At 60.5% G+C, this 25,891-nt stretch carries 23 protein-coding genes and 1 pseudogene; 15 read left to right on the forward strand and 9 right to left on the reverse strand.

Translation table 11 applies throughout. From position 1 onward, the window contains the following. Positions 1 to 266: 266 nt before the first annotated feature. From ACXX9E_RS01970 to darG, 9 genes and pseudogenes are all read left to right on the forward strand, one after another. On the forward strand, positions 267 to 917 hold the full coding sequence (locus ACXX9E_RS01970) for a DedA family protein (protein ID WP_128614173.1): 651 nt from the start codon (positions 267 to 269) through the stop codon (positions 915 to 917). A 3-nt stretch (positions 918 to 920) separates the two neighbouring features. Beyond that, positions 921 to 1,733: a M90 family metallopeptidase gene (locus ACXX9E_RS01975; protein ID WP_458554965.1), complete on the forward strand. Its 813-nt coding sequence runs from the start codon at positions 921 to 923 to the stop codon at positions 1,731 to 1,733. Between the two features lie 112 nt (positions 1,734 to 1,845). Further along, positions 1,846 to 2,373 carry an inorganic diphosphatase gene (gene ppa / locus ACXX9E_RS01980; protein WP_095188472.1) on the forward strand — a complete coding sequence of 176 codons (528 nt, stop codon included), beginning with the start codon at positions 1,846 to 1,848 and terminating at the stop codon, positions 2,371 to 2,373. A 222-nt stretch (positions 2,374 to 2,595) separates the two neighbouring features. Beyond that, on the forward strand, positions 2,596 to 3,342 hold the full coding sequence (locus ACXX9E_RS01985; protein ID WP_458554966.1) for a S24 family peptidase: 747 nt from the start codon (positions 2,596 to 2,598) through the stop codon (positions 3,340 to 3,342). 488 nt (positions 3,343 to 3,830) lie between these two features. Then, positions 3,831 to 4,118, forward strand: coding sequence for a winged helix-turn-helix domain-containing protein (locus tag ACXX9E_RS01990; protein WP_458554967.1), 288 nt, complete (start codon positions 3,831 to 3,833; stop codon positions 4,116 to 4,118). Between the two features lie 82 nt (positions 4,119 to 4,200). Continuing rightward, positions 4,201 to 4,698 (forward strand): Hcp family type VI secretion system effector, encoded by a 498-nt coding sequence (locus tag ACXX9E_RS01995; RefSeq protein WP_458554968.1) that lies wholly within the window; start codon positions 4,201 to 4,203, stop codon positions 4,696 to 4,698. Next, positions 4,695 to 5,402: a DUF4225 domain-containing protein gene (locus ACXX9E_RS02000; RefSeq protein ID WP_458554969.1), complete on the forward strand. Its 708-nt coding sequence runs from the start codon at positions 4,695 to 4,697 to the stop codon at positions 5,400 to 5,402. Before ACXX9E_RS01995 ends, ACXX9E_RS02000 begins: the two co-directional genes overlap by 4 nt. A gap of 374 nt (positions 5,403 to 5,776) precedes the next feature. Continuing rightward, positions 5,777 to 5,863, forward strand: a pseudogene (locus ACXX9E_RS02005) (type II toxin-antitoxin system toxin DNA ADP-ribosyl transferase DarT); the annotation flags it as partial. Then, positions 5,860 to 6,945: a type II toxin-antitoxin system antitoxin DNA ADP-ribosyl glycohydrolase DarG gene (darG, locus tag ACXX9E_RS02010; protein WP_458554970.1), complete on the forward strand. Its 1,086-nt coding sequence runs from the start codon at positions 5,860 to 5,862 to the stop codon at positions 6,943 to 6,945. The pseudogene ACXX9E_RS02005 and the gene darG, both read left to right, overlap by 4 nt. Before the next feature lie 43 nt (positions 6,946 to 6,988). On the opposite strand, the gene ACXX9E_RS02015 is transcribed toward darG, so the two are convergent. Together ACXX9E_RS02015 and ACXX9E_RS02020 are read right to left on the reverse strand one after the other, a co-directional pair. Next, positions 6,989 to 7,801 carry a YfaP family protein gene (locus ACXX9E_RS02015; protein WP_458554971.1) on the reverse strand — a complete coding sequence of 271 codons (813 nt, stop codon included), beginning with the start codon at positions 7,799 to 7,801 and terminating at the stop codon, positions 6,989 to 6,991. A gap of 3 nt (positions 7,802 to 7,804) precedes the next feature. Further along, positions 7,805 to 9,226 carry a DUF2300 domain-containing protein gene (locus tag ACXX9E_RS02020; protein WP_411353432.1) on the reverse strand — a complete coding sequence of 474 codons (1,422 nt, stop codon included), beginning with the start codon at positions 9,224 to 9,226 and terminating at the stop codon, positions 7,805 to 7,807. On the opposite strand from ACXX9E_RS02020, the gene ACXX9E_RS02025 reads away from it, so the two are divergent. Further along, positions 9,131 to 9,433, forward strand: coding sequence for a hypothetical protein (locus tag ACXX9E_RS02025; protein WP_458556569.1), 303 nt, complete (start codon positions 9,131 to 9,133; stop codon positions 9,431 to 9,433). The genes ACXX9E_RS02020 and ACXX9E_RS02025 overlap by 96 nt on opposite strands. Here ACXX9E_RS02025 and ACXX9E_RS02030 read toward each other — a convergent pair. Genes ACXX9E_RS02030 through ACXX9E_RS02045 form a run of 4 tightly spaced genes read right to left on the reverse strand, consistent with a single transcriptional unit; the run spans position 9,426 to position 17,174 of the window. Continuing rightward, positions 9,426 to 14,000 carry an alpha-2-macroglobulin family protein gene (locus ACXX9E_RS02030; RefSeq protein ID WP_458554972.1) on the reverse strand — a complete coding sequence of 1,525 codons (4,575 nt, stop codon included), beginning with the start codon at positions 13,998 to 14,000 and terminating at the stop codon, positions 9,426 to 9,428. The genes ACXX9E_RS02025 and ACXX9E_RS02030 overlap by 8 nt on opposite strands. Continuing rightward, positions 13,997 to 14,647, reverse strand: coding sequence for a DUF1175 domain-containing protein (locus ACXX9E_RS02035; protein ID WP_128615239.1), 651 nt, complete (start codon positions 14,645 to 14,647; stop codon positions 13,997 to 13,999). The genes ACXX9E_RS02030 and ACXX9E_RS02035 overlap by 4 nt, the downstream gene beginning before the upstream one ends. Continuing rightward, the gene (locus ACXX9E_RS02040) at positions 14,632 to 16,344 is read right to left on the reverse strand and encodes a DUF2138 domain-containing protein (protein WP_458554973.1); all 1,713 of its coding nucleotides are present in this window, start codon (positions 16,342 to 16,344) and stop codon (positions 14,632 to 14,634) included. The genes ACXX9E_RS02035 and ACXX9E_RS02040 overlap by 16 nt, the downstream gene beginning before the upstream one ends. 38 nt (positions 16,345 to 16,382) lie before the next feature. Continuing rightward, a complete protein-coding gene (locus ACXX9E_RS02045; RefSeq protein WP_458554974.1) occupies positions 16,383 to 17,174 on the reverse strand; it encodes a YfaP family protein in 792 nt (263 codons plus the stop codon). A 281-nt stretch (positions 17,175 to 17,455) separates the two neighbouring features. Here ACXX9E_RS02045 and ACXX9E_RS02050 point away from each other — a divergent pair, with 281 nt between their 5' ends. The 5 genes from ACXX9E_RS02050 (at position 17,456) to ACXX9E_RS02070 (ending at position 23,863) form a co-directional block, all read left to right on the forward strand. Beyond that, positions 17,456 to 18,601, forward strand: a complete 1,146-nt coding sequence (locus ACXX9E_RS02050; protein ID WP_458554975.1) for a Fic family protein — start codon at positions 17,456 to 17,458, stop codon at positions 18,599 to 18,601. Between the two features lie 112 nt (positions 18,602 to 18,713). Beyond that, a complete protein-coding gene (locus ACXX9E_RS02055; protein WP_003228627.1) occupies positions 18,714 to 18,956 on the forward strand; it encodes an exodeoxyribonuclease VII small subunit in 243 nt (80 codons plus the stop codon). Beyond that, positions 18,953 to 19,840 carry a (2E,6E)-farnesyl diphosphate synthase gene (gene ispA / locus ACXX9E_RS02060; RefSeq protein ID WP_123463771.1) on the forward strand — a complete coding sequence of 296 codons (888 nt, stop codon included), beginning with the start codon at positions 18,953 to 18,955 and terminating at the stop codon, positions 19,838 to 19,840. Before ACXX9E_RS02055 ends, ispA begins: the two co-directional genes overlap by 4 nt. A 91-nt stretch (positions 19,841 to 19,931) precedes the next feature. Next, positions 19,932 to 21,830 carry a 1-deoxy-D-xylulose-5-phosphate synthase gene (gene dxs / locus ACXX9E_RS02065; protein ID WP_186746113.1) on the forward strand — a complete coding sequence of 633 codons (1,899 nt, stop codon included), beginning with the start codon at positions 19,932 to 19,934 and terminating at the stop codon, positions 21,828 to 21,830. 173 nt (positions 21,831 to 22,003) lie between these two features. Next, a complete protein-coding gene (locus ACXX9E_RS02070) occupies positions 22,004 to 23,863 on the forward strand; it encodes a TonB-dependent receptor domain-containing protein (protein WP_458554976.1) in 1,860 nt (619 codons plus the stop codon). A 15-nt stretch (positions 23,864 to 23,878) separates the two neighbouring features. Here ACXX9E_RS02070 and ACXX9E_RS02075 read toward each other — a convergent pair whose 3' ends face one another. Genes ACXX9E_RS02075 through ribA form a run of 3 tightly spaced genes read right to left on the reverse strand, consistent with a single transcriptional unit; the run spans position 23,879 to position 25,712 of the window. Then, on the reverse strand, positions 23,879 to 24,679 hold the full coding sequence (locus ACXX9E_RS02075) for a cobalamin-binding protein (protein ID WP_458554977.1): 801 nt from the start codon (positions 24,677 to 24,679) through the stop codon (positions 23,879 to 23,881). Continuing rightward, positions 24,679 to 25,098, reverse strand: coding sequence for an MFS transporter (locus tag ACXX9E_RS02080; RefSeq protein WP_123463764.1), 420 nt, complete (start codon positions 25,096 to 25,098; stop codon positions 24,679 to 24,681). Before ACXX9E_RS02080 ends, ACXX9E_RS02075 begins: the two co-directional genes overlap by 1 nt. Next, positions 25,095 to 25,712 carry a GTP cyclohydrolase II gene (gene ribA / locus ACXX9E_RS02085; RefSeq protein ID WP_123463762.1) on the reverse strand — a complete coding sequence of 206 codons (618 nt, stop codon included), beginning with the start codon at positions 25,710 to 25,712 and terminating at the stop codon, positions 25,095 to 25,097. Before ribA ends, ACXX9E_RS02080 begins: the two co-directional genes overlap by 4 nt. Positions 25,713 to 25,891 lie beyond the last annotated feature (179 nt).

A 25,891-nucleotide genomic window follows, 5' to 3' on the forward strand; every position in this document is an offset into this window, starting at 1 on the left:
GTCTCAGTCAACTCAACGTGTCAGGCAAATCAAAGCCTGGGAGTGCTGCTCCCCCAGCGGGTGCAAGCTCCCTCGCCACAATCAATGCCAGCCTGACAATTGTTCACACCCCGACATCCCCCGCTACAAAACCAACGCGCTTTTCACCTCTCAGACCGTATAATCCCGAGCTTTCCGGCTTGTAAGAAAAACTACACCCCGCTGTAGGCTTACACCCAAATCATCCGCACAGGCCTGCAGAGTCGGGCCATCACCACAGGTGCCCCATGGATTTCAACCCGCTCGACCTTATCCTGCATCTCGACGTCTACCTCGATTTGCTGGTGACCAACTACGGGCCGTGGATCTACGCGATTCTGTTTGCCGTGATCTTCTGTGAAACCGGTCTGGTGGTCACGCCGTTCCTGCCGGGCGACTCGCTGTTGTTCATCGCCGGTGCCGTCGCGGCGGGCGGTGGCATGGATCCGGTCCTGCTGGGCGGCCTGCTGATGCTGGCGGCGATTCTGGGCGACAGCACCAACTACGTGATTGGACGAACGGCCGGCGAGAAGCTGTTCAGCAACCCGAACTCGAAAATCTTCCGCCGCGACTACTTGAAGCAAACCCACGACTTCTATGACAAGCACGGCGGCAAGACCGTGACCCTGGCACGTTTCCTGCCGATCATCCGCACGTTCGCGCCGTTCGTCGCCGGCGTGGGGAAAATGCCCTACCCGCGTTTCTTCGGCTTCAGCGTATTCGGCACCATCCTCTGGGTGGGCGGTCTGGTGACCCTGGGTTACTTCTTCGGCAACGTACCGTTCATCAAGAAGAACCTGTCGCTGCTGGTCGTGGGCATCATCCTGCTGTCGCTGGTACCGATGATCATCGGTGTCGTACGCAGCCGTTTCGGCGGTGCCAAAGCCGAAATCCGCTGAGCCATGTGGTCACTGAGCGCCTGGCGACGCCGGCGCATTCTGGCCAGGCACCCGATTGCCGACGAGCTATGGCAACGGGTGCGCCAGCATCTGAGTTTTCTGGACGGTATCAGCGCCGCCGAAGATCAGTGGCTGCGTGAAGCCTGCGTGTTATTCCTCGAAGACAAACACCTGAGCGCCCTGCCCGGCGTCGAATTGCATCAGGAACAACGTCTGCTGCTCGCCGCCCAGGCACAATTGCCACTGCTGCATCTCGGTGACTTGAACTGGTATCAGGGATTTCACGAGATCGTTCTGTATCCCGACGACTTCCTCAGCCCGCAACGTCATCGCGATGCCAGCGGCGTCGAGCATGAGTGGGATGGCGAACACAGCGGCGAAGCCTGGCAACATGGGCCGATCATCCTGGCCTGGCCCGGGGTGATGGCCAGTGGTGGCTGGGAAGGCTACAACCTGGTGATCCATGAACTGGCGCACAAGCTCGACATGCTCAATGGCGACGCCAACGGCCTGCCGCCGCTACACGCCGACATGCGCGTCAGCGATTGGGCCGAGGTCATGCAACACGCCTACGACGATCTCAACCGCCAGCTCGACCACGATCCTGACACCGAAACCGCCATCGACCAGTACGCCGCCGAAAACCCCGCCGAGTTCTTCGCGGTCACCAGCGAATACTTCTTCAGTGCCCCGGATCTGCTTCATGAGGCTTATCCACAGGTCTACTTGCAACTGAAGCTTTTCTACCGGCAGGATCCGTTGAGCCGGTTGCGGCAACTTCAGGCCACAGACCCGGTCTATCAGGCGCACGACTAAGGTCTGCACGACTTTCGGTACATGGCGTCGCCGGCAGAATATGCCTATAATCGCCGCCACTTTTTGGTCAATCCGGCCAAGTGTTTTTGGTCAACTACGGGGGCAACGCCCAATGAGCTACAGCAAGATTCCGGCTGGCAAAGACCTGCCAAACGACATCTACGTCGCGATCGAGATCCCGGCCAACCACGCGCCGATCAAATACGAAATCGACAAAGACAGCGATTGCCTGTTCGTTGACCGTTTCATGGCCACCCCAATGTTCTACCCGGCCAACTACGGTTTCATCCCGAACACCCTGGCTGACGACGGTGACCCCCTCGACGTGCTGGTTGTGACCCCTTACCCGGTTGCACCAGGCTCGGTGATCCGCGCGCGTCCAGTCGGCGTCCTGAACATGACCGACGACGGCGGCGGCGATGCCAAAGTCATCGCAGTCCCACACGACAAGCTGTCCCAGCTGTACGTCGATGTGAAGGAATACACCGACCTGCCGCCACTGCTGATCCAGCAGATCGAGCACTTCTTCGCGAACTACAAAGATCTCGAAAAAGGCAAATGGGTCAAGATCGAAGGCTGGGCTGGCGCTGACGCCGCTCGCGACGCGATCACCAAGTCGGTTGCTGCCTACAAAGGCTAAGCACCTGCACCCTGCGTGATGCTTGACGAAAACCCCGGTTGATCCGGGGTTTTTTGTAAGCGAAAAGTATCCACTTAAACGTTTCGTTTAAATCCCGAGCAGCGCGGTTTTAACTTGTTTAATTTCCCACATTAACGTCTTACATCCCGTCGCAAAATTCAGCCCGTTTTTGAACGACCGGTTTATTCAAACCGCTCTGGCACGGCCGTAGACTCCGTGTTTATGAGAAAGAACACTAGCGGTCCACGATTCAAGGCACTCCTGGAAGCAGCGAACATCACCACCACGGGATTCGCAAAGTTCTGGGGCACGGAAGCCCAAAATGTCCACAACTGGTACACCCGGGGCGTCCCGGCGTATCGCATGGAAGAAGTCTCACGCCTGCTGTCCGTCAACAGCGAATGGCTGAAAACCGGCGAAGGCCCCAAGGAGTCGCCTGGCCTGACGCCGCCCGCCAGCAACGGCGACACCTTCGATGCCCACGCCATCCGCGGCGTCTACACGGTCGTCGACCCCAATGACATCGACCTGACCTTCTTCAAGGAAACCCCGCTCACCAACGGTTCCGGCAAAACCCACGTCATCCAGGACCCGGACCAGACTATCCGCCTGCTGCGTACACACCTCGACAACCTGGACATCCGTCACGCGGACGCCATCTGCGCGCACATGATCGGCAACAGCATGGCCGACCGCATCGAAGACGGCTCCGTCGTCGCCATCGACCGCGGTCTGACCCAAGTGGTTGACGGCGAGATCTACGCCATCGAACACGACGGCATGCTGCGCATCAAATACCTGCACCGCATGCCCGGCAACGGCCTGCGCCTGCGCAGCCACAACAGCGCCGAATACCCGGACGAAGTCTTCCACCCCGCACAGATCGAAGAGCAACGGATTCACATACTGGGTTGGGTGTTCTGGTGGTCGACCCTGAGCAAACGCCGGCCGGTGGTGCCGTTTCTCTGATCTCACGGCCTGCAAAGCCCCCTGTAGGAGTGAGCCTGCTCGCGATGAGGCCCTGATAATCGGTACAAATCTCGAATTTGTTCGACTGCGGTCGCTCTAACCCGCACTTCAGGCTGGGAATCCCAAGCAAAACTCAGTATCCTGCGCCCCACATTTGCGCATCGACCCGCTCCCGCGGCCCAGATGACGCCTGACGCGGCAGACCAACGTCTGACCAAGTCCCACAGCCGGACGCAGATCCGGGTGTACGTTTTGAAGGCTGGCGCGGTTTACCAAAAATAAGCCAAGCCAGTCCCCGAGAAGCCGGCCACAAGCCGGCTTTTTAATGCCTGCAGGAAAGTACTCCGGCCAGCATCCGCATGCGCAAGCGCCGAGAAACGACACCTTACGCTTTCAAGACTTCAACGCTCGCTCTCCAAGGCGTCCTCAGTGAGCGTTAATTTATACTCGCTCCAGTCTGTAAAAAACCTCCAGCACAAGATGCGCACGTGTCCGTTCCAACCTACGACCAATTCATCGAACCGATTCTGCGTTTTCTCGTTACTAAACCCGAGGGAGCTATCGCTCGGGATGACCACGAAACAGCGGCCAAAACGCTGCAACTGACCGAATCCCAGCGAGATGAACTGATCGCCAGTGGCCAGGCCACCGACAAAAACCGATCAGGGTGGGCACACGATCGACTCAAACGTGCCGGCCTTTCGAGCAGTGCCAAAGGTGGCTACGAGGCACCGCGACTGAGTATGAAGGGAATAAATGAGCCGCAAGATTATTGATCGAGCAAATTTCGGAAACGACCTACAGCCAACCTGCTTGCGTTAGTAATAGAGTAATTAGCCAATCAAAGGAGGGTTGCACATGGCTAATCACGGATACATGTCGATTACTGGAAAAAAGCAAGGTTTGATCTCGTCGGGCTGTTCTATCCCGGACTCTATCGAAAACAAATGTCAGCTTGGTCACTTTGATGAAATCATGGTACTGGCTTACTCCCATAACATGGTTGCCGGTAGCGATGGAACGGTAACAGGCGGTCGCGGGCAGCACATGCCCATTGTTATCACAAAAAACATTGATAAATTTTCGCCACTCATTGCCAGCGCATTGCATGACGGTGAGAAAGTCGAATGCGTCGCTGATCTTTATCGAACGTCTCCAATAGGGAGTCAGGAAAAATACTTTACAGTACGACTGTCCGGGGCACAGATTGCGCACATGAACATTCAAGTTCCCCATGCCATCCATATGTCAGACGGTCAACCCCACGAAATCGTCGCTATCCGTTATCGCGCTATTACCTGGTCGCATGTTCAGACTGGCACCAGTTCACACAGTACGTGGACTAACGCAGTATGAGTGACCAACAGTGCGATATTCACGATGTTACGAAAGCAGCCTCGGATCTGATGTCCTTAGGCTGTACGGCTAGCGGTACATACCTGTCTGATAGCTTGGCTCAGGTGCAATTCAGCTCATTTATTGCCAACTACGTAAATGAAATAATCCGGGATGTTAACGAGGGCATAATTACTGCGTGGGATGGGGTTCAGGAGCTGAGGGCAGAGTATGACGGGCTAATACATACGACATGGTTTTATGCAAGAAACGGAATTGGAGTGGCGGCAGGTGTTATGCAGGTTGAGGTTGGAGTGGCTATTTCAGCCTCTTCTGGCGGTCTAGCCGTGATACCTGGCACGCTTCTAGCGGGACATGGTGTAAACAATATATATGAAGGCATAGGGAACATACACAATGGACCTGAGGACGAAAGTATAACCGGGCCAACCAGGGCCGCCTACCAAGCAATTTTTAGAGGTGAGCATAGAGGCAATATGGCCTACTACACTACAGACTTTTTTTTATCCGGTTTCGGCTTGTTGCGCTCAGTGAGAAAATCCGAAACCACACAGCTATTTGTGCGCGACTCAATCAACTATGAGAAAGCACACAGACAAACGAGTAGCCTGGCGATGTTTTTCGAAGGGCTCATCGATTCACTAACAATTGACTCACTACACTCGGAATACTTAAAAAATACTCAAGACAACAACCAGAACTAGTTCTATATAATGCTCCGAAGCCTTTTACCATATACATAAAATCCAATACAAGCCACGACAATATAAACAGCAATATACAATACATTTAGATGACTGACTGCAACTTGCATTATCTCAGTCACAACCCAAACTGCGATTCCCGTGACAGGAATTGAGCACCCAAGAACCAAAAAAATCAGAGCCAAATAGTAGCGAAGGCTTTCAACTTTCATAAGTTAACTTCCTTTTAAAATGCTCTATATAACCGGTTAGTTTCTGTGAGTGCCAGATACCGTGACGCTACGTACCACTTTTCCGGATTCTGACTGTGCCACAGGTTTCAGTTCACCGTAAACCCGGATCCGCTCTGACGTTTCTAAACGACACACGATATCGCCCCCAGAGCACGCATAGAACAAGACGTCGCCGCCAGAGGCTTGACTTTACCTGTCCATGCGCACCCCAAATGGTATTTCCAATGATCAGATTCACCCAAGGCAACCTGTTGGAAGCGAAGACCAAAGCCCTCGTCAACACGGTGAACACCGTGGGTGTGATGGGTAAAGGCATCGCGTTGATGTTCAAAGAACGCTTTGCGCTGAATTACCGACTGTATGCAGCCGCGTGCAAGGCTGGTGAAGTGGAAACCGGCAAGATGTACGTGACTGCCACCAATGAACTCGATGGCCCACGCTGGATCGTGAACTTCCCTACAAAACGTCATTGGCGCTCTCCGTCGCAAATGGCGTGGATAACCGAGGGACTGCATGATCTGCGTCGTTTCTTGATAGAAAACGATGTGAAATCCGTCGCCGTCCCGCCGCTAGGTGCGGGTAATGGTGGGTTGAAGTGGCCTGAAGTGCGTGAGCAAATTGTTGAGGTACTGGACGATCTGGATGTGGATGTATTGGTGTTCGAACCCTCCGATCAATACCTGAATGTCGCTAAACGCAACGGAGTCGAGCAACTCACTCCGGCACGCGCGCTGATTGCCGAACTGATGCGGCGCTATTGGGTTCTGGGCATGGAATGCAGCCTGCTCGAGATTCAGAAACTGGCCTGGTTTCTTGAGCGCGCAATCGAGCAGTTGCCGGATACCGAGAACCCTCTGAATCTGAAGTTTGTCGCGCACAAATATGGGCCATACGCCAACCGGCTGGAACATCTGCTCGATAACCTCGATGGCAGTTATCTGCACTGTGACAAACGCATCAGTGACGCTGGCATTGGCGATGTAATCTGGTTTGATCAAGAGCGCAAAGCGTTTTTGCAGACGTATCTCAAGACCGAGGCCAAGGAATACTCGCAAGCCTTGGAGCGCACGGCCCAACTGATTGATGGTTTTGAATCGCCATTCGGCATGGAGTTATTGGCAACGGTGGATTGGCTGTTGAGCCAAGAAGGGGTATCAGCGACCGTCCCTGCGGTGCGCGAAGCATTGAAGCAGTGGGACGGTGGGGCCGGCGCTGCGGCTCGCAAGAGCAAACTGTTCGATGATCAGGCACTTGATATTGCACTCAGGCGCCTGACTTCGAGCAGTTTTCGGCCTGAATTAGCGACCTGAGCAAATGAAAGGAATTGGGCAGCCACCTGCTGCCCAATCACCCTCACGGATAACTGAACGACTTCACCAACGTCAACTCCCCCACCGCCCGCATCGGCACCACAAACGTCTCCATCTTCTCGCTCGGCGTGCCTTCCTCGGTAATCACCGTCACCTGCGCCGTGGTCAACGCCTGCGCCGCCTCTTCTCCACCCTCATCATCCCCGCGATAGCCACCGCCGAAATAATTCACATACACCAGATACTGCCCCTTGATCGGCGCCGGCATGGCGAAGATTTCCGGGCCGTAGCCGGTGGTGACGTCGACGTCGAGCGCTGCGCCGTTGGCGGCGGTGCGGTCGCCGTACCAGATGTGCGCGCCATCCGGGGTGACGAGGTGCAGGTCGAGGTCGGTGCCGTCGCTGTCCCACGACAGCAATACGCGCAGTTTCGCCGGGGTGGCGCCGCCGCTGGTGTTGAGGAACTGGGTGCGGTGGCGTTGCTGGCCGTCGGGGCTGCGCACTTCGACGCTGTTGCTGCCGTTGGGGAAGGAAAAGGGGCGGTCGAAGCGGCCGCTGTCGTCGATTTTCAGCGGCATGCTGACGCCGTTGACGATCAGGCGACCGGGTTCGTTGTTCTTCGGCGTGGCCTTGATCTGGCCGCTGATGCGGGCGGTGTTGGCCTGGCCGACCGGGGTGTTGACCGACGAGGCCGGGTAGTTGACGGTTTGGCGGAAGCTTTCGCCCTCGCCTTCGGGGGCGCCACTGCGCCAGCCACCGATCGGGGTGTCGAGTTTGACGCCGTCGGCAGCCATCACCGGCGATAACGCGGTCAACGTGCAGAGCAACAGCAAGACCTGTGGATAACGGAGTGTCATGGTCTATTCCAGCAAGAGGTGACGGGCGAGCCCTTCGATGTAGGTTTCATCCTGGCCATTGGGATGTGCTTCAAAGGCCAGGTGCAGGTATTCGTGCGTCAGGTCGAGGCGATCCTGCAACGTCAGCACGCCGCGCACGTAAATGCGCTGGCGCTCGCGATCGACAAACGGGCGGCCAAACGCCAGTTTGCAAACCGCGAAGGTGCTGACTTCGTTGTAGCCGGTTTCGCTTTCCAGCGTCGGACGCCAGCCGCGACGCTGCTTTTGCAGCCAGTCCTGCGCGGCGGGCAGTGCTTCGCAGGAAGCGACCGGGTTGTCCCACCGGCTGAGGCTGGCGCGTGGATAGGCGTGCAGCAGAATCGCGTCGTAGCGCTGGCCGGCGTTGGCCTGCTCGACGGCTTGTTGCCAGGCGAGCTTGTCCGGGCCGGGTTGGTCGGAGTGATAGGTGACGGTGCTGCCGGCCAGTACCAGATCCGCCGTCCACGCCGCGATGTTGCGTGACTCGGCCGAAGCTGGGCGCGGGGCGACGCGCTGGCGATTACTGCTGTCGTCGATGCTCAGGCAATCGCCGTTGCGCGTGGCGTTTTGCAGCAGATAGGTACGGATCGCCACGGCCAGCGCCTTGGCCGCTTCTGCAGGTTCCGGTTTGGCTTCGCGCTCAAGGACGCGGGCGACGTATTCTTCGCGATCGAGCCGGGCGACCAGTTTGTCGTTGAGCAGAAACAGTTCACCGGCGCTGTGGATATCCAGCGCATTGCCATTGGCGAATTCGACGCGGTAGTCGCCTTGCAACGGGCCGGACGTCACCACCCGCTCGCCCGCCAGGACCCGCGCCAGCGGATAACGCGAGAACAGACCGACTTCGACACAACGCCCAGCCTCCGCCGGCCATGCCGCTGGCAACACCGTCGACAATGCCTGACCGTACTGTCGCAGAACCATCTGACTGGTGCCGCGCCCGCCAGCCCAGACCGGCGCACCGTCCGCCGTCCAACCGGCGAAACCACCCTGGCGCGACTGCGGGTCCTGATCGCCGAGCCAGCTCCAGGTCTTCACCCGCAAGCGCCCGCCCAGCTCACCGACGACATTGCCGTCCGCCGCGTTCAGTACCACGTCGAGTAATACGCGGCGCATCTGATCCTGCGCCGGCAGCACCGCCAACACCTTCAGCAACTCAGCCACGGAAACCCGCGTAGCCGGTTGCACCGACGGTAAGTCGAGCAACCACGACGGCGCCTGCCGCGCCTGCCAATACGTGCGCCAATCGGCAGAAGCGATGCCCAGCCGCGCCGGCTCAAAGTACAACCCGCAGGATTTCACCAACGCCTGATCACGTTCGATCTTGCCGCCCGCCGAGCAGCAATAAACCTCTTCCTTCGACTGCCCGCGACATTCATATGCGGGCTCGCGCGCACCGGTATCCACCAGCCACGCATAGACGAACAATTTCCACAGACTGCCCAGCGGCGTATCCAGCGTCGCCGGCAAGGGCTCGCGGGCGATCAGTTGCGTGTGATTCAACGACAACAACTCACCCTTATAGGCCACGCGCAACGGCTCATCCTGCGCCGTCGCCAGCGCAGGCATCACACACATCAGCAGCCACAGCAGCGGCCGGTTCATGTCAGTTGACCGTGACCTGACCAAGTGCGGCTTTCGCTTCCTGGGCCTGATGCTGCGGCGCGTAGACCTGAGTGAAACGCACCGGCGGCAGGTTGAACTGGCCCTTCTGTGAGAAGCGCACCAAATGGCGCAAACGCAACTCGCCGCTCAGCGCATCGACCGGCACCGCGTAGGCCAGTTGCCCCGGCTCGAAGCGCGCCTTCTCCAGCGCGGTCGGCTCGGTGCCGTCCTTGCCCTGCAACTTGATACCCCACGTCGTGCGCTCGACATCGGCGCCGGGTGGCAGCGGTACTTCGAGCATGCCGTAGCGCAGCGGTTTCGGCGCCTTGCTGGTGAGGATCACTTCGTCCAGGTACAGGCTGTCGCTGGACAGCGGTTTGCTGCCGACCGGCTCCAGTTTGAAGGTGAACGCTTCGTCGCCCGGCACCAGTCGCGACAGGCGCCGGGTGATGGTCACGGCCATTGGATCGACGGCCGGTTGCCGGGTCTGGAAGCTCAACGCCGCGCGCAGTGGGCGCTCTTGCGTACCGGACACCGTCAACACGCTCGGCACCGGTGTCGCACCCTGCCACGTCCAGAACATCTCACCGGTTGCGCCATAGTTTTTCTTCCAGCCGTCACCCGGCGTCAGTGCGATAGTCGGCGAGGCCTGGGTGATGCTGCGTTGCAACCAGCTCAGCGCCAGGGCGCGTTCGAGGGTCGATTGTTGTGGTAGCAGACGTTGCAGCAACGCCGTCGCTCGCGCCTGATCGAACGGCTGCAGCGACAGGTTCAGCGCTTCGGCAAACGGCTGCGAACTGACCGCCAGACGCTGTTGCGCCGCGCCGACCTGACGATTGAACGCCTCCGGCAGCGCCACTTTCGCCTGGGTCGCCAGCGACGCGGTCAACACCCGCGCCGCCGCCAGACCGAGCGCCGAGTCCGGGTCGTTCATCACCAGGCTGTCTTCGCCATCGCCCATCAGGGTTTCGGCGTTGCCCTCACCGGCCTTGGCCAGATCGTCCATCAAACCGCTGAGCAAGGTGTTCACCGGCAAATGCATCTGCTTGGCAAACGACAGAATCAGCGCCCGTTGCAGCAACGGCGTGTTCGGCGCTTGCTTGGCGTACACCTCCAGCACGCGCTGCCAGTGTTCCGGCGGCAGGGTCAGCTCCAGCACCTGACTGGCGTTCCAGTCGGCGTAGTAGGCATAGGCAGTAAGGAACGCATCCGGCTCGCCGTCATAACCCCACCAGGTGAAGCTCGCGGACGGCCCGGCCATTTGCACCAGACGCAGACGACTGTTCTGCATGATCAGACGCAAGCGATCACGGATCTGCGGGCTCGACGCCAGCGATGGATAAACAATGCTCAGCGGCAGCAAACGGCTGGCAGTCTGCTCGACGCCGCCGTACGGGTAGCTCAGCAGATCATCGAGGGCGGAACGGAACAGCGCTTGCGGACTGTCATCCAGACGCAGGCGAATATCGGTGGCGTCCGCCGGCAGGCTCAACGGGGTATCGCCGCTGGCGACGTCGAGGCTTTGGGTTTGCGTGACTTGCCAGCCGTCACCGGTGGCGCTCAGGCGCACGGCCAAAGCGTCAGCGGTTTTACCGTCCTGCACCAGTTCGGCAGTCCACTCCCCCGCGGCCAGGGCGAACGCTGGCAGCGGCAGGTAATTGATGCCGTTGTTCAGAGTTACCGGCAGGCGTTGTTCGGCGCCGGCGTAATGGGTGACCAGCTCAGCCTTGACCGGTTTCTCGGCCTGACTGAAGGCGAACACGCCGAGTTGCGGCTGATCGCCCTTGCGGAATGTGCTCGGCCCGCTCCACTTCAGGTACAGCGGTTTTTCCGAACGGACGAACTGCTTCTTCTGCCCGACCTGACCGTCATCGGCAATGGCCCGCGCGGTGATGCGCCAGCGAGTCAGTGAGTCCGGCATCTTGAAGGTGAAACGGGTTTTGCCGTCGGCACCGGTGAGCAACTCTGGCCGCCAGGCGGCGGTGTCGACGTCTTCACGACGCGGACGCTCCAACACTTTCACTCCGCGTTCACTGCGGTTGGCCTTGCCCGGCGCGCCAGGGCTGCCCGGCAACGCGACGTCGTAACTGATGAACGACAGGCTGGCGCTGGTGCGCACGTTGTTGCGACGCGGGTGATAGAAGAACTGGTCAATGGTCGGCGCGACTTCCGGTTGCAGCGCATAGACCATTTCATCGACCACGCTGACGGTCAGGTGCGCCGGCACCGCTTTGCCGGCGAACTGGGTGGTCAGGTCAACCGTAACGGTTTCGCCCGGCAGGTACACCGCCTTGTCGGTGCTGATTGCCACGTCGATTTGCGGCGCGACCACCTTGATCCCGGCGTTCTGGAAGCTGTACTGACCGCCCTTGGTGTACAGCACCGAGAAGGTCAGGTTCGGCGCGAAGTTGTCCTTCACCGGAATGCGTGCGCGGTATTGGGTGTCACTGAGTTTTTCCAGTTGCAGCCAGTCGCCGCCCTTGGCCAGCAGCGCGGTGGCTTCGACTTTGTCGCGCTCCAGCGACAGCAGGGCATCGCTGACCGGCTCCGGGAACGTGATCAGCGCCAGCGCTTCATCGCCGGCCTTGTACTCCGGTTTGTCGAGGACGATTTCCACAGTGCCCGGCACTGCTTTGACGCCCTCACCCGTGACCGAATGGCCGGTGGCGCCGAGGACGCGACCGTGCTGATCTTTCAGCGTCAGGTTGTAAGTGCCCGGACGTTCGAAGGTGATGCTGAAGCCCTTGTCCGTCGCCGCCAGTTTGCCTTCACCGGTGCTCTGGTCTTCCAGACGCACCCAGCCGTAACTGCTCGGGGTCACTGCTTTGCTCTGCTCGCTGCCGCCCTCGTTGGCGTAGCTGAACGCAACTTTGTCGTTGACCGCGCTGAAACGTTGCGGCGCGTTCAAACGGAAGCTCGCGGCGCCACGATCAATGAGGATTTCCTTGGTGGTCTTGACCCGATACGCCGCACCATCGCTGGCGAACACGGTGAGCATGTAGCGGCTCGGTTTGTCGGCGGCCGGCAAGTCGAGGGTCGCATTGCCCTTGCTGTCGGTGGTCAGTTCAGTGCTGGTCAGTTCCACCGGGAATTGCCCGAGGTATTGCAGCTCGTTGTCGACCATCGACAATTGCTGGGCACGCAGGCTCAGGGTCAGTTTAGCGTTGGCCACCGGTTTGCCGTCCGGGTAGAGCAGCACCAGGCTGCCTTTGACCGGCTCGCCGGTGCGGTAATCCTGTTTGGCCAGGTTCAGCGAAATCTCGAAGTGCGGCTTGATGTACTCGGCGACACGGAAAGCACTGCTGTAAGCCTGATCCTTATAGTTGAAACGGATCTCGTAACCACCGGCCACGGCGTTGTCCGGCAGCTGGAAACGGCCTTGCGTGCCGGCCTTGGAATCGAGTTTCAGGTCGAGGTGCTGCATCTCGGTGCCAGTAGCGTCGAGCACGCTGACGGTGACATCCGCCGCGCCAGGCAACACCGAATCCCGCGCATTCTTGAACTCGCGACCAACGATTTTCAGCGACACCCAGTCTCCCGGGCGATACAGCGGCCGGTCGGTGAAGGCATAGAGTTTGGTGTCGTAGATTTCGCTGTCGTAATAGAAGTTCTCGGAGACGAACACCCCGCCCTCTTCGTCTTCGCCGATGACGAACGAACGCTCGGGGCTGACGTGTTTCAGGCGCAACAAACCATCGGCATCGGTGGCGCCGCTGCTCATCACACCAAGGCCGTCGGTCCACAGCACGTTGACCTTCGGCACCGAACTGCCTTCGTGTTTGCGTGCGGCCCAGACCAGCAATTCATCACCGGCAATCTTGCTCACCGCCACGGTGTTGGAGACGAAGACCATGGTGGTCGCGCGGTACTTGCCGATCAGCGCTTCAACCAGATACAGGCCCGGCTTCAACTGGCCCAACGGGATGTAGACGTTACCCGGTGCGACGCTGACGAAGTCGCTGGACGAGCCGGCCAGATTGACCCCGGCCGGCGGCTGGATCGGCTTGGCCTGCCACAGCGGATAGCGGAACTGGCTGACCACCGGCAAACCCGGGATCAGCGCAAATTGCGGCTGCGCGTCGTACGGCGTCGGCGCGACCATGGCGTTGCCCATCTTCAGTTCCGGCACTTCCTCGGTGACTTGCTTGCGCGACTCGTAGGAGAACGCGCGCTGCATCACCCGGCGGGATTTGCGGTACCAGTTGTCCCACAGGTACGCGAGGGTGTTGGACAGGCCTTCGCCCTTGAACTGGCCGTCGCTGACCACACGGTGCAGATTCTTCTGGCGCTTGAGGAAGTCCAGCGGCTTGTCGATGCGGTACACGCGAATGTCGGCGCCGCCATAAGGCTCCATGCGGAAGCGGCGATAGTCGCGGCCCGGTGCTTCGAGGCGCACCATCGCCTGTTCGTCCGCCGCGAAACTGCTGTCGGCGAGCAGGAAGAAGCTTTCACCGGAGACCGGCGTGTAGCCGCTCGGCTCCACCGAATCTTCAGCGTTGACAGTCGCCAGTGGCAGCAACAGCGCCAGCAGCAGGGGAATTCGAGCGCAGAGTCGCAGCATGCGGGCACCGGTCATTGGGAGAGAAAGTTCAGTCGATAGACGCCGATGAAGTTGGGGTTGGCTGCGTCGGGTATCCATCGGGTGTCCTTCCATGTCATGAGTTGCTGCAGGCTTGCCGAACGCATGCCGTTGTCAGTGGGGGTAGTCGTGCCGGTGTGATAGGCGATGTAGCGGCCCATCCAGATCATCAGGTGCTGGTCGTCGCCCTGATCGAAAAACATCAGGTCGCCGGGGCGCGCCTGAGACACGTCGCGGCTGACCAGATGGCTGTTGAACTGAATCAGTTTGATCGCGTTGACGTACGGCCCGACCTTGCCGCCGCCCTGCTGCCATTGCTGGGCGAGCTTGCGCTGCTCATCGCTCAGCGACAGCTCCGGCGGCAGATAGCGATTGGACAGGCCGTTGCTGCGCAGCCACTTGTCGTCATGGACTTTCAGCGCTTCGTTGGCGGCGAAACGCACCAGCCCGGCGCAGTCCTGCTGATACCAGCGCGGGCTCGGGCCCTGACTCAGTTGCTCCTGAGCGATGCGCACGAACCAGGCGCGGAACACCTGGGATTGCGCCGGATCGAGCGCCGGCGCTTCGATGGCACGAGCGCCCGCACTGAACAACAGCGCGAGCAGGCCGAGGCTGCGGATCAATGCCGTCACAGCGCTTTCCATTCCAGCGGCAGCCATTGCCAGTGGCCGTCAGGCTCGCTGCCTTGCGGCAGGGTCAGGGCGTATTTGCCGTAGCCGCCGAGGGTGCGCAGTTTCGGGATCAGGTAGGTTTGCGCGGCGTTGTAGAACACCGGCTCCATGTCCTGCGGCAGGCTGTCGAGGGTTTCCTGTTGCATCAGCTGCGCCATCGCGTCCGGGCCGAAGTAGATCGGCATCAGCACGTCTTTGGGCAGCACGTCGGCCATCGGCGGGAAGCGCTTGTCGAGGGTGCCGAGGGCCTTGTCGACCAGTTTGTCGTCGAGGGAAAACAGCAGCGTCGAACCATGACGGGCGAGGCTGACTTTCATGAAGGCGCGGCCGCTGATCGCGTCCGGGTTTTCGGCAGTCTTTGCCGCGTAAGGGCCGAAGTTCGAGCTGACCTGACGCTGCCAGACGTGGTTCTGGCCTTGCTGTTTCTCGACCACCGGGAACACGCTTTCTGCAACGTTGGGTTCGAAAGCGCCGACCATCGAGCCGAACAACTTGCCGAGATCGCCATCGAGCTTGCTGCTGTCTTCGTCCTTCAGGCTCGCCACCAGCAAAGGTGTGTACAGCCGCGAATCGGCGTACCAGCACAGGCCCGCCGCGCCGGCCACATGCTCGGTAAGGGTCTGCGCCACGGCCTCTTCGGCGCCCAGTTTCACCAGCAATGGTTTCTGCGGTTCGGCGGCCACCGGCAGGGTCACGCAGGCACTGGCACCGAGCGGCATGGCTTGCCACACCGGTTTGAAATCGAAGTCCGGTTGGTTATCCAGCTCATCCATGGCGAGGTAGCTGTGCCAGCCCTTGTCGTCCATGTCGAAACGCAGGCCGGCGAAGTTCGGAATAAAGCGCTGATAGCCCATGGCAAGGACGCTGGCGTTGACCGACAGACGCTGTTTGGTTTCCGGGGTTTTCGCCGGCAGACCGAACGCTTCAGGGAACAGTTTTTCGCCATTGAGCAGCGCCGCCAGCGCTTGTGGCGAGACGTGGCCCGACTCTTCAGACGCACCGCTTTGCGGGTCGTAGTACTTGGCCGGGTTGGACACCACCACCAGTTTGTCGCCGTGGGAAGCGAACAGCAGGGCTTTGCTGGCGTTGTAGGTCAGTTGGTACAGCGGCACCGTATCGCCACCGACCTTGAGTTCGCCCATCTGGCTGAGCTGCGTGTCATCCAGCGCAACTTTCGCCAGCGGCTCCAGCAGTTTTGCCAGCCCGCCACGATCCATCACCAGCAGGAAATCCTTCAGGCGCCCGTCGGCACCACGCCACAGCGCCACATCGGCCGGTTGATCGAAAAACTGTTCGATCAGGCTGTCCTGCAGTTTCAGATCATGCTCGTAGATGATCCGGCGCAGACTGCCGATCAGGCCGAGGCGGTCAGCATGAGTTTCGTAATAGAAGACGAAATCCTCGGTGAGCGTGGCCTTGAGGAACGGCACCGTCAGCAGGTCCTTGGGCAACTGGCTCAGGGAGCGGGTTTCCAGCAGCGCATCGGGGCGGCTCAGGCCGAGTTTGTCGCTGGCCAGTGCAGCGGGCGGCAACTTGGGTTTGTGCAGCAACCAGCCGAGCCCACCGGCCACGCCGGCCACCAGGGCCAGGCCGATCAGCAGCGCCGGCCAGCGCCGGGAAGGTTGGCCGGCAGGTGTCGGGACGGCCGGAGAAGCAGCGTTATCACTCATGTTCACAAAACCCGAAGTTCATCCGTGGTGCGGGATGCTTAATAGTTGAAAGTCTTGACCAGCAGCAGATCACCGATCGCCCGCAGGGGCACGATGAATGTTTCGCGTTTTTCGTCGACCGTGTTTTCGTTGAGCACCAGCGTGATCTGCGAGGTGATGACCTCGTTCTGATTGCTCGCCTCCTCGAAGTTATAGCCGCCGTCGCCGAAGTTGCCCCAATAGTTGACGTAAACCAGATAAGTGCCATGCAGCGGCGCGGTCATGGTGAACATTTCCGGGCCGGGGCCATCGACGCCGTCCGGATCGAGCCCGCCGCCGTTGGTCAGCGCCGTGTGGGCGAAGAACGCATGCTGGCCGTCCGGCGTGATGATGTGCAGATCGAGTTCGGCCTTGGGATCGTCCCAGCCCAGCACCACGCGGATCTTCGCCGGGGTGCGCAGGTTGTTCGCTTCATAGAACTGCACACGCTTGAGCGACTGGCCCTCGGCGCTGCGCACTTCGACACTGTTGGAGCCGGCGCCGAACGCATACGGCCGGGCGAAACGCCCATCATCGTCGGTGTACAGATTCAATGGATTGCCGTTCACCGCCAGCGTGTGCGGCCCGCGCTGATTGCCGATGGCCTTGAGCTGGCCCTGAATCATCGTGCGATTGCGCTGAATGCCACGGTCGATCGGCGGCGTGGGGTAAGCGACTTGCGGGTTTTCACTGCGATCGAGCAGGCCGTGGTAACGCCAGCCACCGAACGGTTCCGACAGTTCAGCACTCGGCGCCGCGAGCAGCGCAGGCGCGCAGGCCAGGCCAATCAGCAGCCAAAGAAATGAACGCATGTAATGCCTCCTGCCATGCCTGAACGAAACCTTGCACCCGATCCTCGGTACTTCACAGCGGTGGAAACTGCGTTTCGTCTGAAAGACCCGTGACTGCCGGGTCGTAGAAGGCGCGAAGATTAGCGATTCGGCAGTTTTTTAACAATCGGATACATCTGCATTTGCGGTGGGAATCACGCCTTCTTGGTGGACGGTGAGCCGAATAGCCGTCATATTCGGCTCACTAAATGAGCCGAATAGCATTTCTATTCGGCTCACGTCCCTATTACAGGCAATAACCGATGACGACTCAATGGATCTGGCAGCAGCCGGATTGGCCCGATTTCAACTGGCAGGCAGAACATCTGGCGCCACTGTTGCGCGAATGCGTACAGGCACAAGGCCAATTGATGGGCATGGCCGGATCCGTCGGCAATTCGCTGACGGCTCAAACCGAACTCGACGCACTGCTGCAAAACATCGTGACCTCTTCGGCGATTGAGGGTGAGCAGTTGAATGTCGGCTCGGTGCGTTCGTCATTGGCTCGACGCCTAGGGCTGGAATTGCCCGATAGCGATAATGTCAGTCAACGTAGCGAAGGCCTGGCACAACTGATGTTCGACGCCACCCGGCGCTTCGCCGAACCACTGACGCTGGATCGTTTACTGGAATGGCATCGTTGGCTGTTTCCGGATCAGGAAAGCGACTTCACCGCGAGGTCGATGCATGTCGGTGCACTTCGCGGTGACGAGCCGATGCAGGTAGTTTCCGGTCGTCTCGACCGCCCCACTGTGCATTTCGAAGCCCCGCCGCGCCAGGGTCTGGAGCGGCAGGTGGATAAATTTCTCGCTTGGTTCGAGGCCAGCCAGCATCAAACAGCGCTGGATCCATTGCTGCGTGCTGGCATCGCGCATTTCTGGTTTGTCACGCTGCATCCGTTTGATGACGGCAATGGTCGCCTTACTCGCACCCTTACCGATCTGGCGCTGGCGCAAGGTGAAGCGCAGGCCATCCGGTTTTACGCGATGTCGGCCAGCATTCTCGATGACCGTAACGGCTACTATCGAGTGCTTGAGGCCAGTCAAAAGGCCACGCTGGACGTTACCCAATGGCTCACTTGGTTTCTGCAGACTCTTTTACGCAGTCTGCAGCAAGCCATTGCGCGGATCGAAAGCGTGCTGGGCAAAACACGCTTCTGGCAGGCACACCGTGAATCCGAGCTTTCGGTGGAGCAGAGTAAAGTGCTCAATCGTTTGCTCGACGGTGGAGAGCGCGGGTTCGAACACGGTATCAGCGCGGCGCAGTATCAGGCGGTGGCCAAGGTTTCCAAAGCCACGGCGACGCGACATCTGGCGGAGCTGCTGGAAAAGGGTTGCCTGCGGCGTATGCCCGGAGGCGGACGGAGCACGCGATACAAAATCAATTACCCGGACAATTCCTCAAACTGACCACTGACGTCTGTAGTGAGGAGATAAGGGTCGGCCGTGCCCCGCTCATTTGCCCATAAACCCCCTATCTGCTAGTGTCGCGCCGGTTTAACGTCAACCGGAAACTGCCGCCATGGCCCGCAAAAAAGCTGCACTGGATTTCGAACAGTCCCTCGCCGACCTGCAAACACTGGTCGAGCGTCTGGAGAACGGTGAATTGTCGCTGGAAGACTCGCTGACCGCTTTCGAGCAGGGCATCGGCCTGACCCGTGACTGCCAGGCAGCGCTGGCCCAGGCCGAGCAGAAAGTGCAGGTGCTGCTGGAGCGCGATGGCGAACTCGCCGAGGAACCCTTCGACGCGGAACAGCCAGAATGATTGCGGCGTATTCGGCGACCAGCCAGGCCAGGGTCAATGCGGCACTGGAAACCCTGTTCAACGCCCCGTTGCCGCAATTGGCACGCCTCTACGAAGCCATGCGCTACAGCGTGATGAACGGCGGCAAACGCGTGCGGCCGCTGCTGGCCTATGCGGCGTGCGAAGCGCTCGGCGGCAAGGCTGAGCAGGCCAATGGCGCAGCCTGCGCGGTTGAATTGATTCACGCCTATTCGCTGGTGCACGACGACTTGCCGGCGATGGACGACGACGATCTGCGTCGCGGCCAGCCCACCACCCACAAGAAATTCGACGAAGCCTGCGCGATCCTTGCCGGTGACGGTTTGCAGAGCCTGGCCTTCAGCGCCCTGCTCGACCCGCGCCTGAGCGACCTCGACGCCGACATCCGTCTGCAACAGGTCACGGCGCTGGCGCACGCGGCAGGCCCGGCGGGCATGGTCGGCGGTCAGGCCATCGACCTCGGTTCGGTCGGTCTGAAGCTCGACCAGCAAGCCCTTGAACAGATGCATCGGCACAAAACCGGGGCGTTGATCGAAGTCAGCGTCAAGCTCGGCGCCCTCGCCAGCGGCCGTGCCGAACCGGATGAACTCAAGGCCCTGCAGACTTATGCACAGGCCATCGGTCTGGCCTTCCAGGTGCAGGACGACATCCTCGACGTCGAAAGCGATACCGAAACCCTCGGCAAACGCCAGGGCGCCGACATCGCGCGCGACAAGCCGACCTACCCGGCCCTGCTCGGCCTCGACGCGGCCAAGGCCTACGCCCTGGAACTGCGCGACCAGGCCCTGCACGCCCTGCGACCGTTTGACGCGGCAGCCGAGCCCTTGCGCGAGCTGGCCCGGTATATCGTCGAGCGGCGCAACTGACGGCGAATCAGCCAAAAAAGACCAACGCGTGGGCAGGGGGCGATGCATCAGGTAAACTGCCGCATCTTTTATACCTATAACGATTCGCCTGATGCCCACGACGTTTCATGAGATTCCCCGCAAGCGCCCGACCACGCCCCTGCTCGACCGCGCGAACACGCCGGACGGCCTGCGCCGGTTAGGCGAAGCCGAGCTGGAAACCCTGGCCGATGAGTTGCGCCTGGAATTGCTCTACACGGTCGGCCAGACCGGTGGGCATTTCGGTGCCGGACTGGGCGTCATCGAGCTGACCATCGCGTTGCATTACGTGTTCGACACCCCGGATGACCGGCTGGTGTGGGACGTGGGTCATCAGGCGTATCCACACAAGATCCTCACCGGTCGTCGCCAGCGCATGGAAACCCTGCGCCAGAAGGACGGCATCGCTGCCTTCCCGCGTCGCGCCGAGAGCGAGTACGACACCTTTGGCGTCGGCCACTCCAGCACCTCGATCAGTGCCGCGCTGGGCATGGCGATTGCCGCCCGCCTGCAAAACAGCGATCGCAAGGCGATCGCGGTGATCGGCGACGGCGCGTTGACCGCCGGCATGGCCTTCGAGGCGCTGAACCACGCGCCGGAAGTGAACGCCAACATGCTGGTGATCCTCAACGACAACGACATGTCGATCTCGCGCAACGTTGGCGGGCTGTCGAATTATCTGGCGAAGATTCTTTCCAGCCGTACCTACGCGAGCATGCGTGAGGGCAGCAAGAAAGTCCTGTCGCGCCTGCCCGGTGCCTGGGAAATCGCCCGTCGCACCGAAGAATACGCCAAGGGCATGCTGGTTCCCGGCACCCTGTTCGAAGAGCTGGGCTGGAACTACATCGGCCCGATCGACGGCCACGACCTGCCGACCCTGATCGCCACCCTGCGCAACATGCGCGATCTGAAAGGCCCCCAGTTCCTGCACATCGTCACCAAGAAAGGCAAAGGCTTCGCCCCGGCGGAAGTCGATCCGATCGGTTACCACGCGATCACCAAACTCGAACCTCTGGATGCTCCGGCCGCTGCGCCGAAAAAGGCCAGCGGGCCGAAGTATTCGGCGGTGTTCGGCGAATGGCTGTGTGACATGGCGGCGGCTGACCCGCGTCTGGTCGGGATCACCCCGGCGATGAAGGAAGGCTCGGACCTGGTGGCGTTCAGCGAACGCTTCCCGCTGCGCTACTTCGACGTGGCCATTGCCGAACAGCACGCCGTGACGTTCGCCGCCGGCATGGCCTGCGAAGGCGCCAAACCGGTGGTGGCGATCTACTCGACGTTCCTGCAACGCGGCTACGACCAGTTGGTGCATGACGTCGCGGTGCAAAACCTCGACGTGCTGTTCGCCATCGACCGCGCCGGTCTGGTGGGCGAAGACGGCCCGACTCACGCCGGCAGCTTCGACCTGTCGTACCTGCGCTGCATCCCGGGCATGGTCATCATGACCCCGAGCGATGAAAACGAACTGCGCAAGATGCTCACCACCGGCCACCTGTACAACGGCCCGGCGGCAGTGCGTTACCCGCGCGGCACCGGCCCGAATGCGACCATCGACAAAGATCTCGAGCCGATCGAAATCGGCAAGGGCATCGTCCGTCGTCAGGGCAGTAAAGTCGCTCTGCTGGTGTTCGGCGTGCAACTGACCGAAGCCCTGAAAGTCGCCGAGAAGCTGGATGCGACCGTGGTCGACATGCGCTTCGTCAAGCCACTGGATGAGGCACTGGTGCGCGAGATCGCCGCTGGCCACGAGCTGCTGGTGACGATCGAAGAGAACGCGATCATGGGCGGCGCCGGTGGCGCGGTCAGCGAGTTCCTGGCGCGGGAAAACATCCTCAAGTCGATCCTGCACCTGGGCTTGCCGGACATCTACGTCGAGCACGCGAAGCCTGCGCAAATGCTGGCAGAGTGCGGGCTGGACGAGGCCGGCATCGAGGCCGCGATCCGCGAGCGTCTGCAACTGCTTAACCGCTAATCCGCTAATCCGCTAACACACACTGTCCCTGTGGGAGCGGGCTTGCCCGCGAAGAGGTTGGCACATCCAGCATCCATGTTGATTGTGCCGACGCTTTCGCGGGCAAGCCCGCTCCCACAGTGTTTTGTGCAGCTACGAAATCTGTGTACACCTGAAAGACCTACGGATCACCGATGAACCGCTCGTGCCTCGCCCTGCCTCTCCTCTTGCTGACGACCGCCAGCGCTTTCGCCGAGACCTTCGAACGCGACGAAGCCCTGAAACTGCCGGACACACTGATCTCCGCCAACCGCCAGGTCGAAGCGCGCAACGACAGCAGCGCGGCCAATACCGTGTTCACTCGCGAAGACATCGACCGCCTGCAACCGGGCAGCGTCACCGACCTGCTGCAACGGGTGCCGGGCGTGCAAGTGGCGCAGGCGGGAGGGCGCGGCAGTCTGCCGGGGATCTACATTCGTGGTACGCAGTCGGCGCAGAGTCTGGTGCTGGTCGACGGCCAGCGCATCGGCAGTTCGACTTCCGGCGACAGTAACCTGCAGCACCTGAACATCGACCAGATCGAGCGTGTTGAAGTGCTGCGTGGTTCGCGTTCAGTGATTTACGGCAGCGATGCGATTGGCGGGGTGATCCAGATCTTCACCCGACGCGGCACCGAGCAAAGTCTGCAACCGCGTCTGCACCTGGGCTTCGGCAGCCATCAGACCTGGGAACGCAGTCTGGGGCTTGCCGGCGGTGACGAGAAAACCCGCTTCAATCTTGGCGCCAGTCTCGATGACACCGCCGGCCTCGACCGCACTCACGAGTCCTATCCCAGCGACAGCGATCACGACGCCTACCGCAACAAGTCCATCAGCCTGAGCCTCAGCCATGCGCTGACCGATGACATTGAAGTCGGCGCCAATCTGCTGGATAACCGTGGAAAGAGCGAGTTCGACAGTCCGTTTGGCAACTACCAACAGCAGCAATATAGCGACTTCAACGTTAGCAGCATCAGTAGTTACTTCGACGCACGGGTCAACAACATCTGGAAAACACGCATAGAGATCGGCCATACCGAGAACCGCGAGAAAACCCTCGACAAGCTCAGCGACGAGCGCACGGTGTTCAACACCTACCGCGATTCGGTGAACTGGCAGAACGATCTGACCCTTGATGCGCGCAACAGCCTGATCCTCGGCGGCGACTGGTACGAAGACCGGATCAACAGCAGCACCGCGTTCGAGGAGAACAGCCGCTGGAACCGCGCCGCGTTCATCCAGCATCGGTACCAAGCCGACAGTTTTTCCACGGAACTCGGCCTGCGCCACGATGACAACCAGCAGTTCGGCGGCCAGAACACCTGGAGCGGCACCTTTACCCTGCCGCTGAACCCGGACAACGACCTGCTGTTGAGCTACAGCGAAGGCTTCCGCGCGCCGACCTTCAATGACCTGTATTACCCGGACTTCAGCAACCCGGCTCTGAAACCGGAAACCTCGAAAAGCTATGAGCTGCAATGGCGCAGCCAGTTGAGCGATAGCAGCCGCCTCGAAGCGTCGATTTACCGCACGGACCTGGAAGACGCGATTATCTTCGGCAGCAACTCACGCCCGGAAAACGTCGCTTCGGCCCGGATAAACGGCTTTGAAGCCGCGCTCAAGCAGGAGCTGTTCGGCTGGCAGAGCAACCTTGGCGTGGCGATCATCGACCCGCGTGATCGCGACACCGGGCACACCCTGGCTCGTCGCGCACGGCGCACGATGAGTTGGGACCTGGATCGCCAGTTCGATCGACTGAGTCTGGGTGCCAGTTGGCAGGCGGTGAGCAGCAGCTACGACGACAAGGAAAACACCCAGTCATTGGGCGGCTACGGCTTGATCGGCTTGCGGAGCAGTTGGACGCTGAACCGCGAGATCACACTGGATTTGAAGGTCGATAACCTGCTGGACAAGGGTTACAGCCGTGCACTCTACAGCTATGACGGCAGCCAGTATGGCTATCGCGAGGAAGGTCGGGCCTGGGTGTTTGGGGTGACCTGGACGCCGGGGCTCTAAACCTCGCCACAAAAATCAGCGTTGTGGCTGAAGGAGATGGCAAAGCTTGGCGGTCGCCTCGATCATCTGCCCGCTCGGGCGCTCCAACCCCTTATCCGTGACCAACAGCAACTGCCCACGCGCCACCGCATCCACCTGCGACCAGGCTTTCCAGGCATCAAGCTGGGCCTGATCACCGGCCAGAATCACCTCGGGATTGCGCTGCAACACCGCCTCGATACTGACCTGCGGCGCCGGCAGGCTCAGGTCGGCGAACACGTTGCGCGCGCCACACACCTCAAACGCATCGCTGATGATCTGCCCGCCACCGACGGTGTACAGCGGCTTGTCCCAGACTTGGTAGAACACCTTCAGCGGCGCGTCCCGGCGATAGTGTTGGCGCAGATCTTCGAGTTTGGCGCGCAACTGCGCCGCCTGTTTTACCCCTCGTTCAGGTCGCCCCAGTTGAGCGGCAATCGCTTCAATTTGCGCGGACAGCTGTTCAAGAGTGTGCGGTTCGGCGACATAAGTCGGAATATTCAGGCGTTTGAGCTGATCGCGCTGCGCCGGGCCGACACTGCCGGGCCACAACAGCAGCAAATCGGGCTTCAAACTGAGCAGGCGCTCCATGTCGAGCTGACCGTAGCGGCCCACTGACGGGACATCCTTGAGCGCCGCAGGACGCTCGCCGGCATCGAGCACGCCGACCAGCAGATCAGCCGAATCCAGCTCAACGACGATTTCAGACAGGGAAGGCGCGAGGCTGACCACCCGCAGGCTCGCCAGCACCGGGCCGGCGCAGGCCAGCAGCAGAACCGCCAGCCACAGACGGCGCATCAGCCGAGTTGACGCGGGATGCGATAGAGGTAGAACAGTACGGCGGTGGACAATGCCAGCAGCATCAACGGCACCGCTTCGAGGCCGACGAACACCGCCAGTGCACCGATCCACGCCGGCAGTGCGGCCACAAGAAACGCCGCACGACGGCGGGCCGCGAGGGCAATCCATGCAGCAGGCTCTTCGGCAGTGTCGAGGGCTTTTTGCGTGGCGATCAGCGCATGTTTGTAGCGGCCAAAAAACTTCAGGCTGACAAACATCGAAGCGACGCCTGCGATAAAGAACGGCATCGCCAACACCGGCAGAAGGCCCTCACCCTGACCGAACAGCAGGTTGAGTACGAACAGCGGCAGCAACGCCAGCGCCAGGTATTTCCACCAGTCGACCGCCAATCGGCGTCGTACCTGCCCCCTCGTCACGCGCGATCGACCTCGCCCTGATGCTCGTTGCCCATCATGTGGTCGAGTTTGCTGGCCTTGGTTGCCAGGTACAGCTTGTTGTGCGGGTTGTGCCCAGTGTGCAGCGGCACGCGCTCGGCAACGGTGATGCCCATGTCGGTCAAGGCTTTGACCTTGCGCGGGTTGTTGGTCATCAGGCGCAGCGACTTCACGCCCAGATGCTCGAGCATCGGCAGGCACATGGCGTAGTCGCGCTGGTCGGCAGCAAAGCCCAGGCGCTCGTTGGCTTCAACGGTGTCGGCGCCGCCGTCCTGCAATTCATAGGCGCGAATCTTGTTCAGCAGCCCGATGCCACGGCCTTCCTGACGCAGGTACAGCAACACGCCACGACCTTCACGGGCGATGGCCTTGAGCGCGCCTTCCAGTTGCGAGCCGCAGTCGCAACGCTGGCTGAACAAGGCGTCGCCGGTCAGGCATTCGGAGTGCAAACGGCCGAGTACCGGGGCTCCGTCGGCAATGTCACCCAGGCTCAGCACGACGTGCTCGCGCCCGGTGCTTTCATCGAGAAAACCGTGCATGGTGAATTGCGCAAAAGGCGTGGGCAGCTTGGAAGCGGCGACAAAGACGACAGGCACCGGTGTGCTCCTGATCTGAAGAGTCTGAAAATTCGCAGGCGGGCATTGTAACAGCAGGTTCCTGCAGACGCTTAGGCTGAATTATCGGGCATAACGATCAAAAAGTTTGATAACACCGTGCCCAACATTTCTTTACCTGTGGGAGCTGGCTTGCCAGCGATGGCGTAATCTCTGCCGCC

It is taken from the genome of Pseudomonas sp. GNP014, assembly GCF_054344005.1.

What these genes read in the sequence shown, in the direction of transcription:
- ACXX9E_RS01970 (WP_128614173.1), top strand. Translation starts at nt 267, where the DNA reads ATGGATTTCAACCCGCTCGACCTTATCCTGCATCTCGACGTCTACCTC.
- ACXX9E_RS01975 (WP_458554965.1), top strand. Translation starts at nt 921, where the DNA reads ATGTGGTCACTGAGCGCCTGGCGACGCCGGCGCATTCTGGCCAGGCAC.
- ppa (WP_095188472.1), top strand. Translation starts at nt 1,846, where the DNA reads ATGAGCTACAGCAAGATTCCGGCTGGCAAAGACCTGCCAAACGACATC.
- ACXX9E_RS01985 (WP_458554966.1), top strand. Translation starts at nt 2,596, where the DNA reads ATGAGAAAGAACACTAGCGGTCCACGATTCAAGGCACTCCTGGAAGCA.
- ACXX9E_RS01995 (WP_458554968.1), top strand. Translation starts at nt 4,201, where the DNA reads ATGGCTAATCACGGATACATGTCGATTACTGGAAAAAAGCAAGGTTTG.
- ACXX9E_RS02000 (WP_458554969.1), top strand. Translation starts at nt 4,695, where the DNA reads ATGAGTGACCAACAGTGCGATATTCACGATGTTACGAAAGCAGCCTCG.
- darG (WP_458554970.1), top strand. Translation starts at nt 5,860, where the DNA reads ATGATCAGATTCACCCAAGGCAACCTGTTGGAAGCGAAGACCAAAGCC.
- ACXX9E_RS02015 (WP_458554971.1), bottom strand. Translation starts at nt 7,801, where the DNA reads ATGACACTCCGTTATCCACAGGTCTTGCTGTTGCTCTGCACGTTGACC.
- ACXX9E_RS02030 (WP_458554972.1), bottom strand. Translation starts at nt 14,000, where the DNA reads ATGACCGGTGCCCGCATGCTGCGACTCTGCGCTCGAATTCCCCTGCTG.
- ACXX9E_RS02035 (WP_128615239.1), bottom strand. Translation starts at nt 14,647, where the DNA reads ATGGAAAGCGCTGTGACGGCATTGATCCGCAGCCTCGGCCTGCTCGCG.
- ACXX9E_RS02040 (WP_458554973.1), bottom strand. Translation starts at nt 16,344, where the DNA reads ATGAGTGATAACGCTGCTTCTCCGGCCGTCCCGACACCTGCCGGCCAA.
- ACXX9E_RS02045 (WP_458554974.1), bottom strand. Translation starts at nt 17,174, where the DNA reads ATGCGTTCATTTCTTTGGCTGCTGATTGGCCTGGCCTGCGCGCCTGCG.
- ACXX9E_RS02050 (WP_458554975.1), top strand. Translation starts at nt 17,456, where the DNA reads ATGACGACTCAATGGATCTGGCAGCAGCCGGATTGGCCCGATTTCAAC.
- ACXX9E_RS02055 (WP_003228627.1), top strand. Translation starts at nt 18,714, where the DNA reads ATGGCCCGCAAAAAAGCTGCACTGGATTTCGAACAGTCCCTCGCCGAC.
- ispA (WP_123463771.1), top strand. Translation starts at nt 18,953, where the DNA reads ATGATTGCGGCGTATTCGGCGACCAGCCAGGCCAGGGTCAATGCGGCA.
- dxs (WP_186746113.1), top strand. Translation starts at nt 19,932, where the DNA reads ATGCCCACGACGTTTCATGAGATTCCCCGCAAGCGCCCGACCACGCCC.
- ACXX9E_RS02070 (WP_458554976.1), top strand. Translation starts at nt 22,004, where the DNA reads ATGAACCGCTCGTGCCTCGCCCTGCCTCTCCTCTTGCTGACGACCGCC.
- ACXX9E_RS02075 (WP_458554977.1), bottom strand. Translation starts at nt 24,679, where the DNA reads ATGCGCCGTCTGTGGCTGGCGGTTCTGCTGCTGGCCTGCGCCGGCCCG.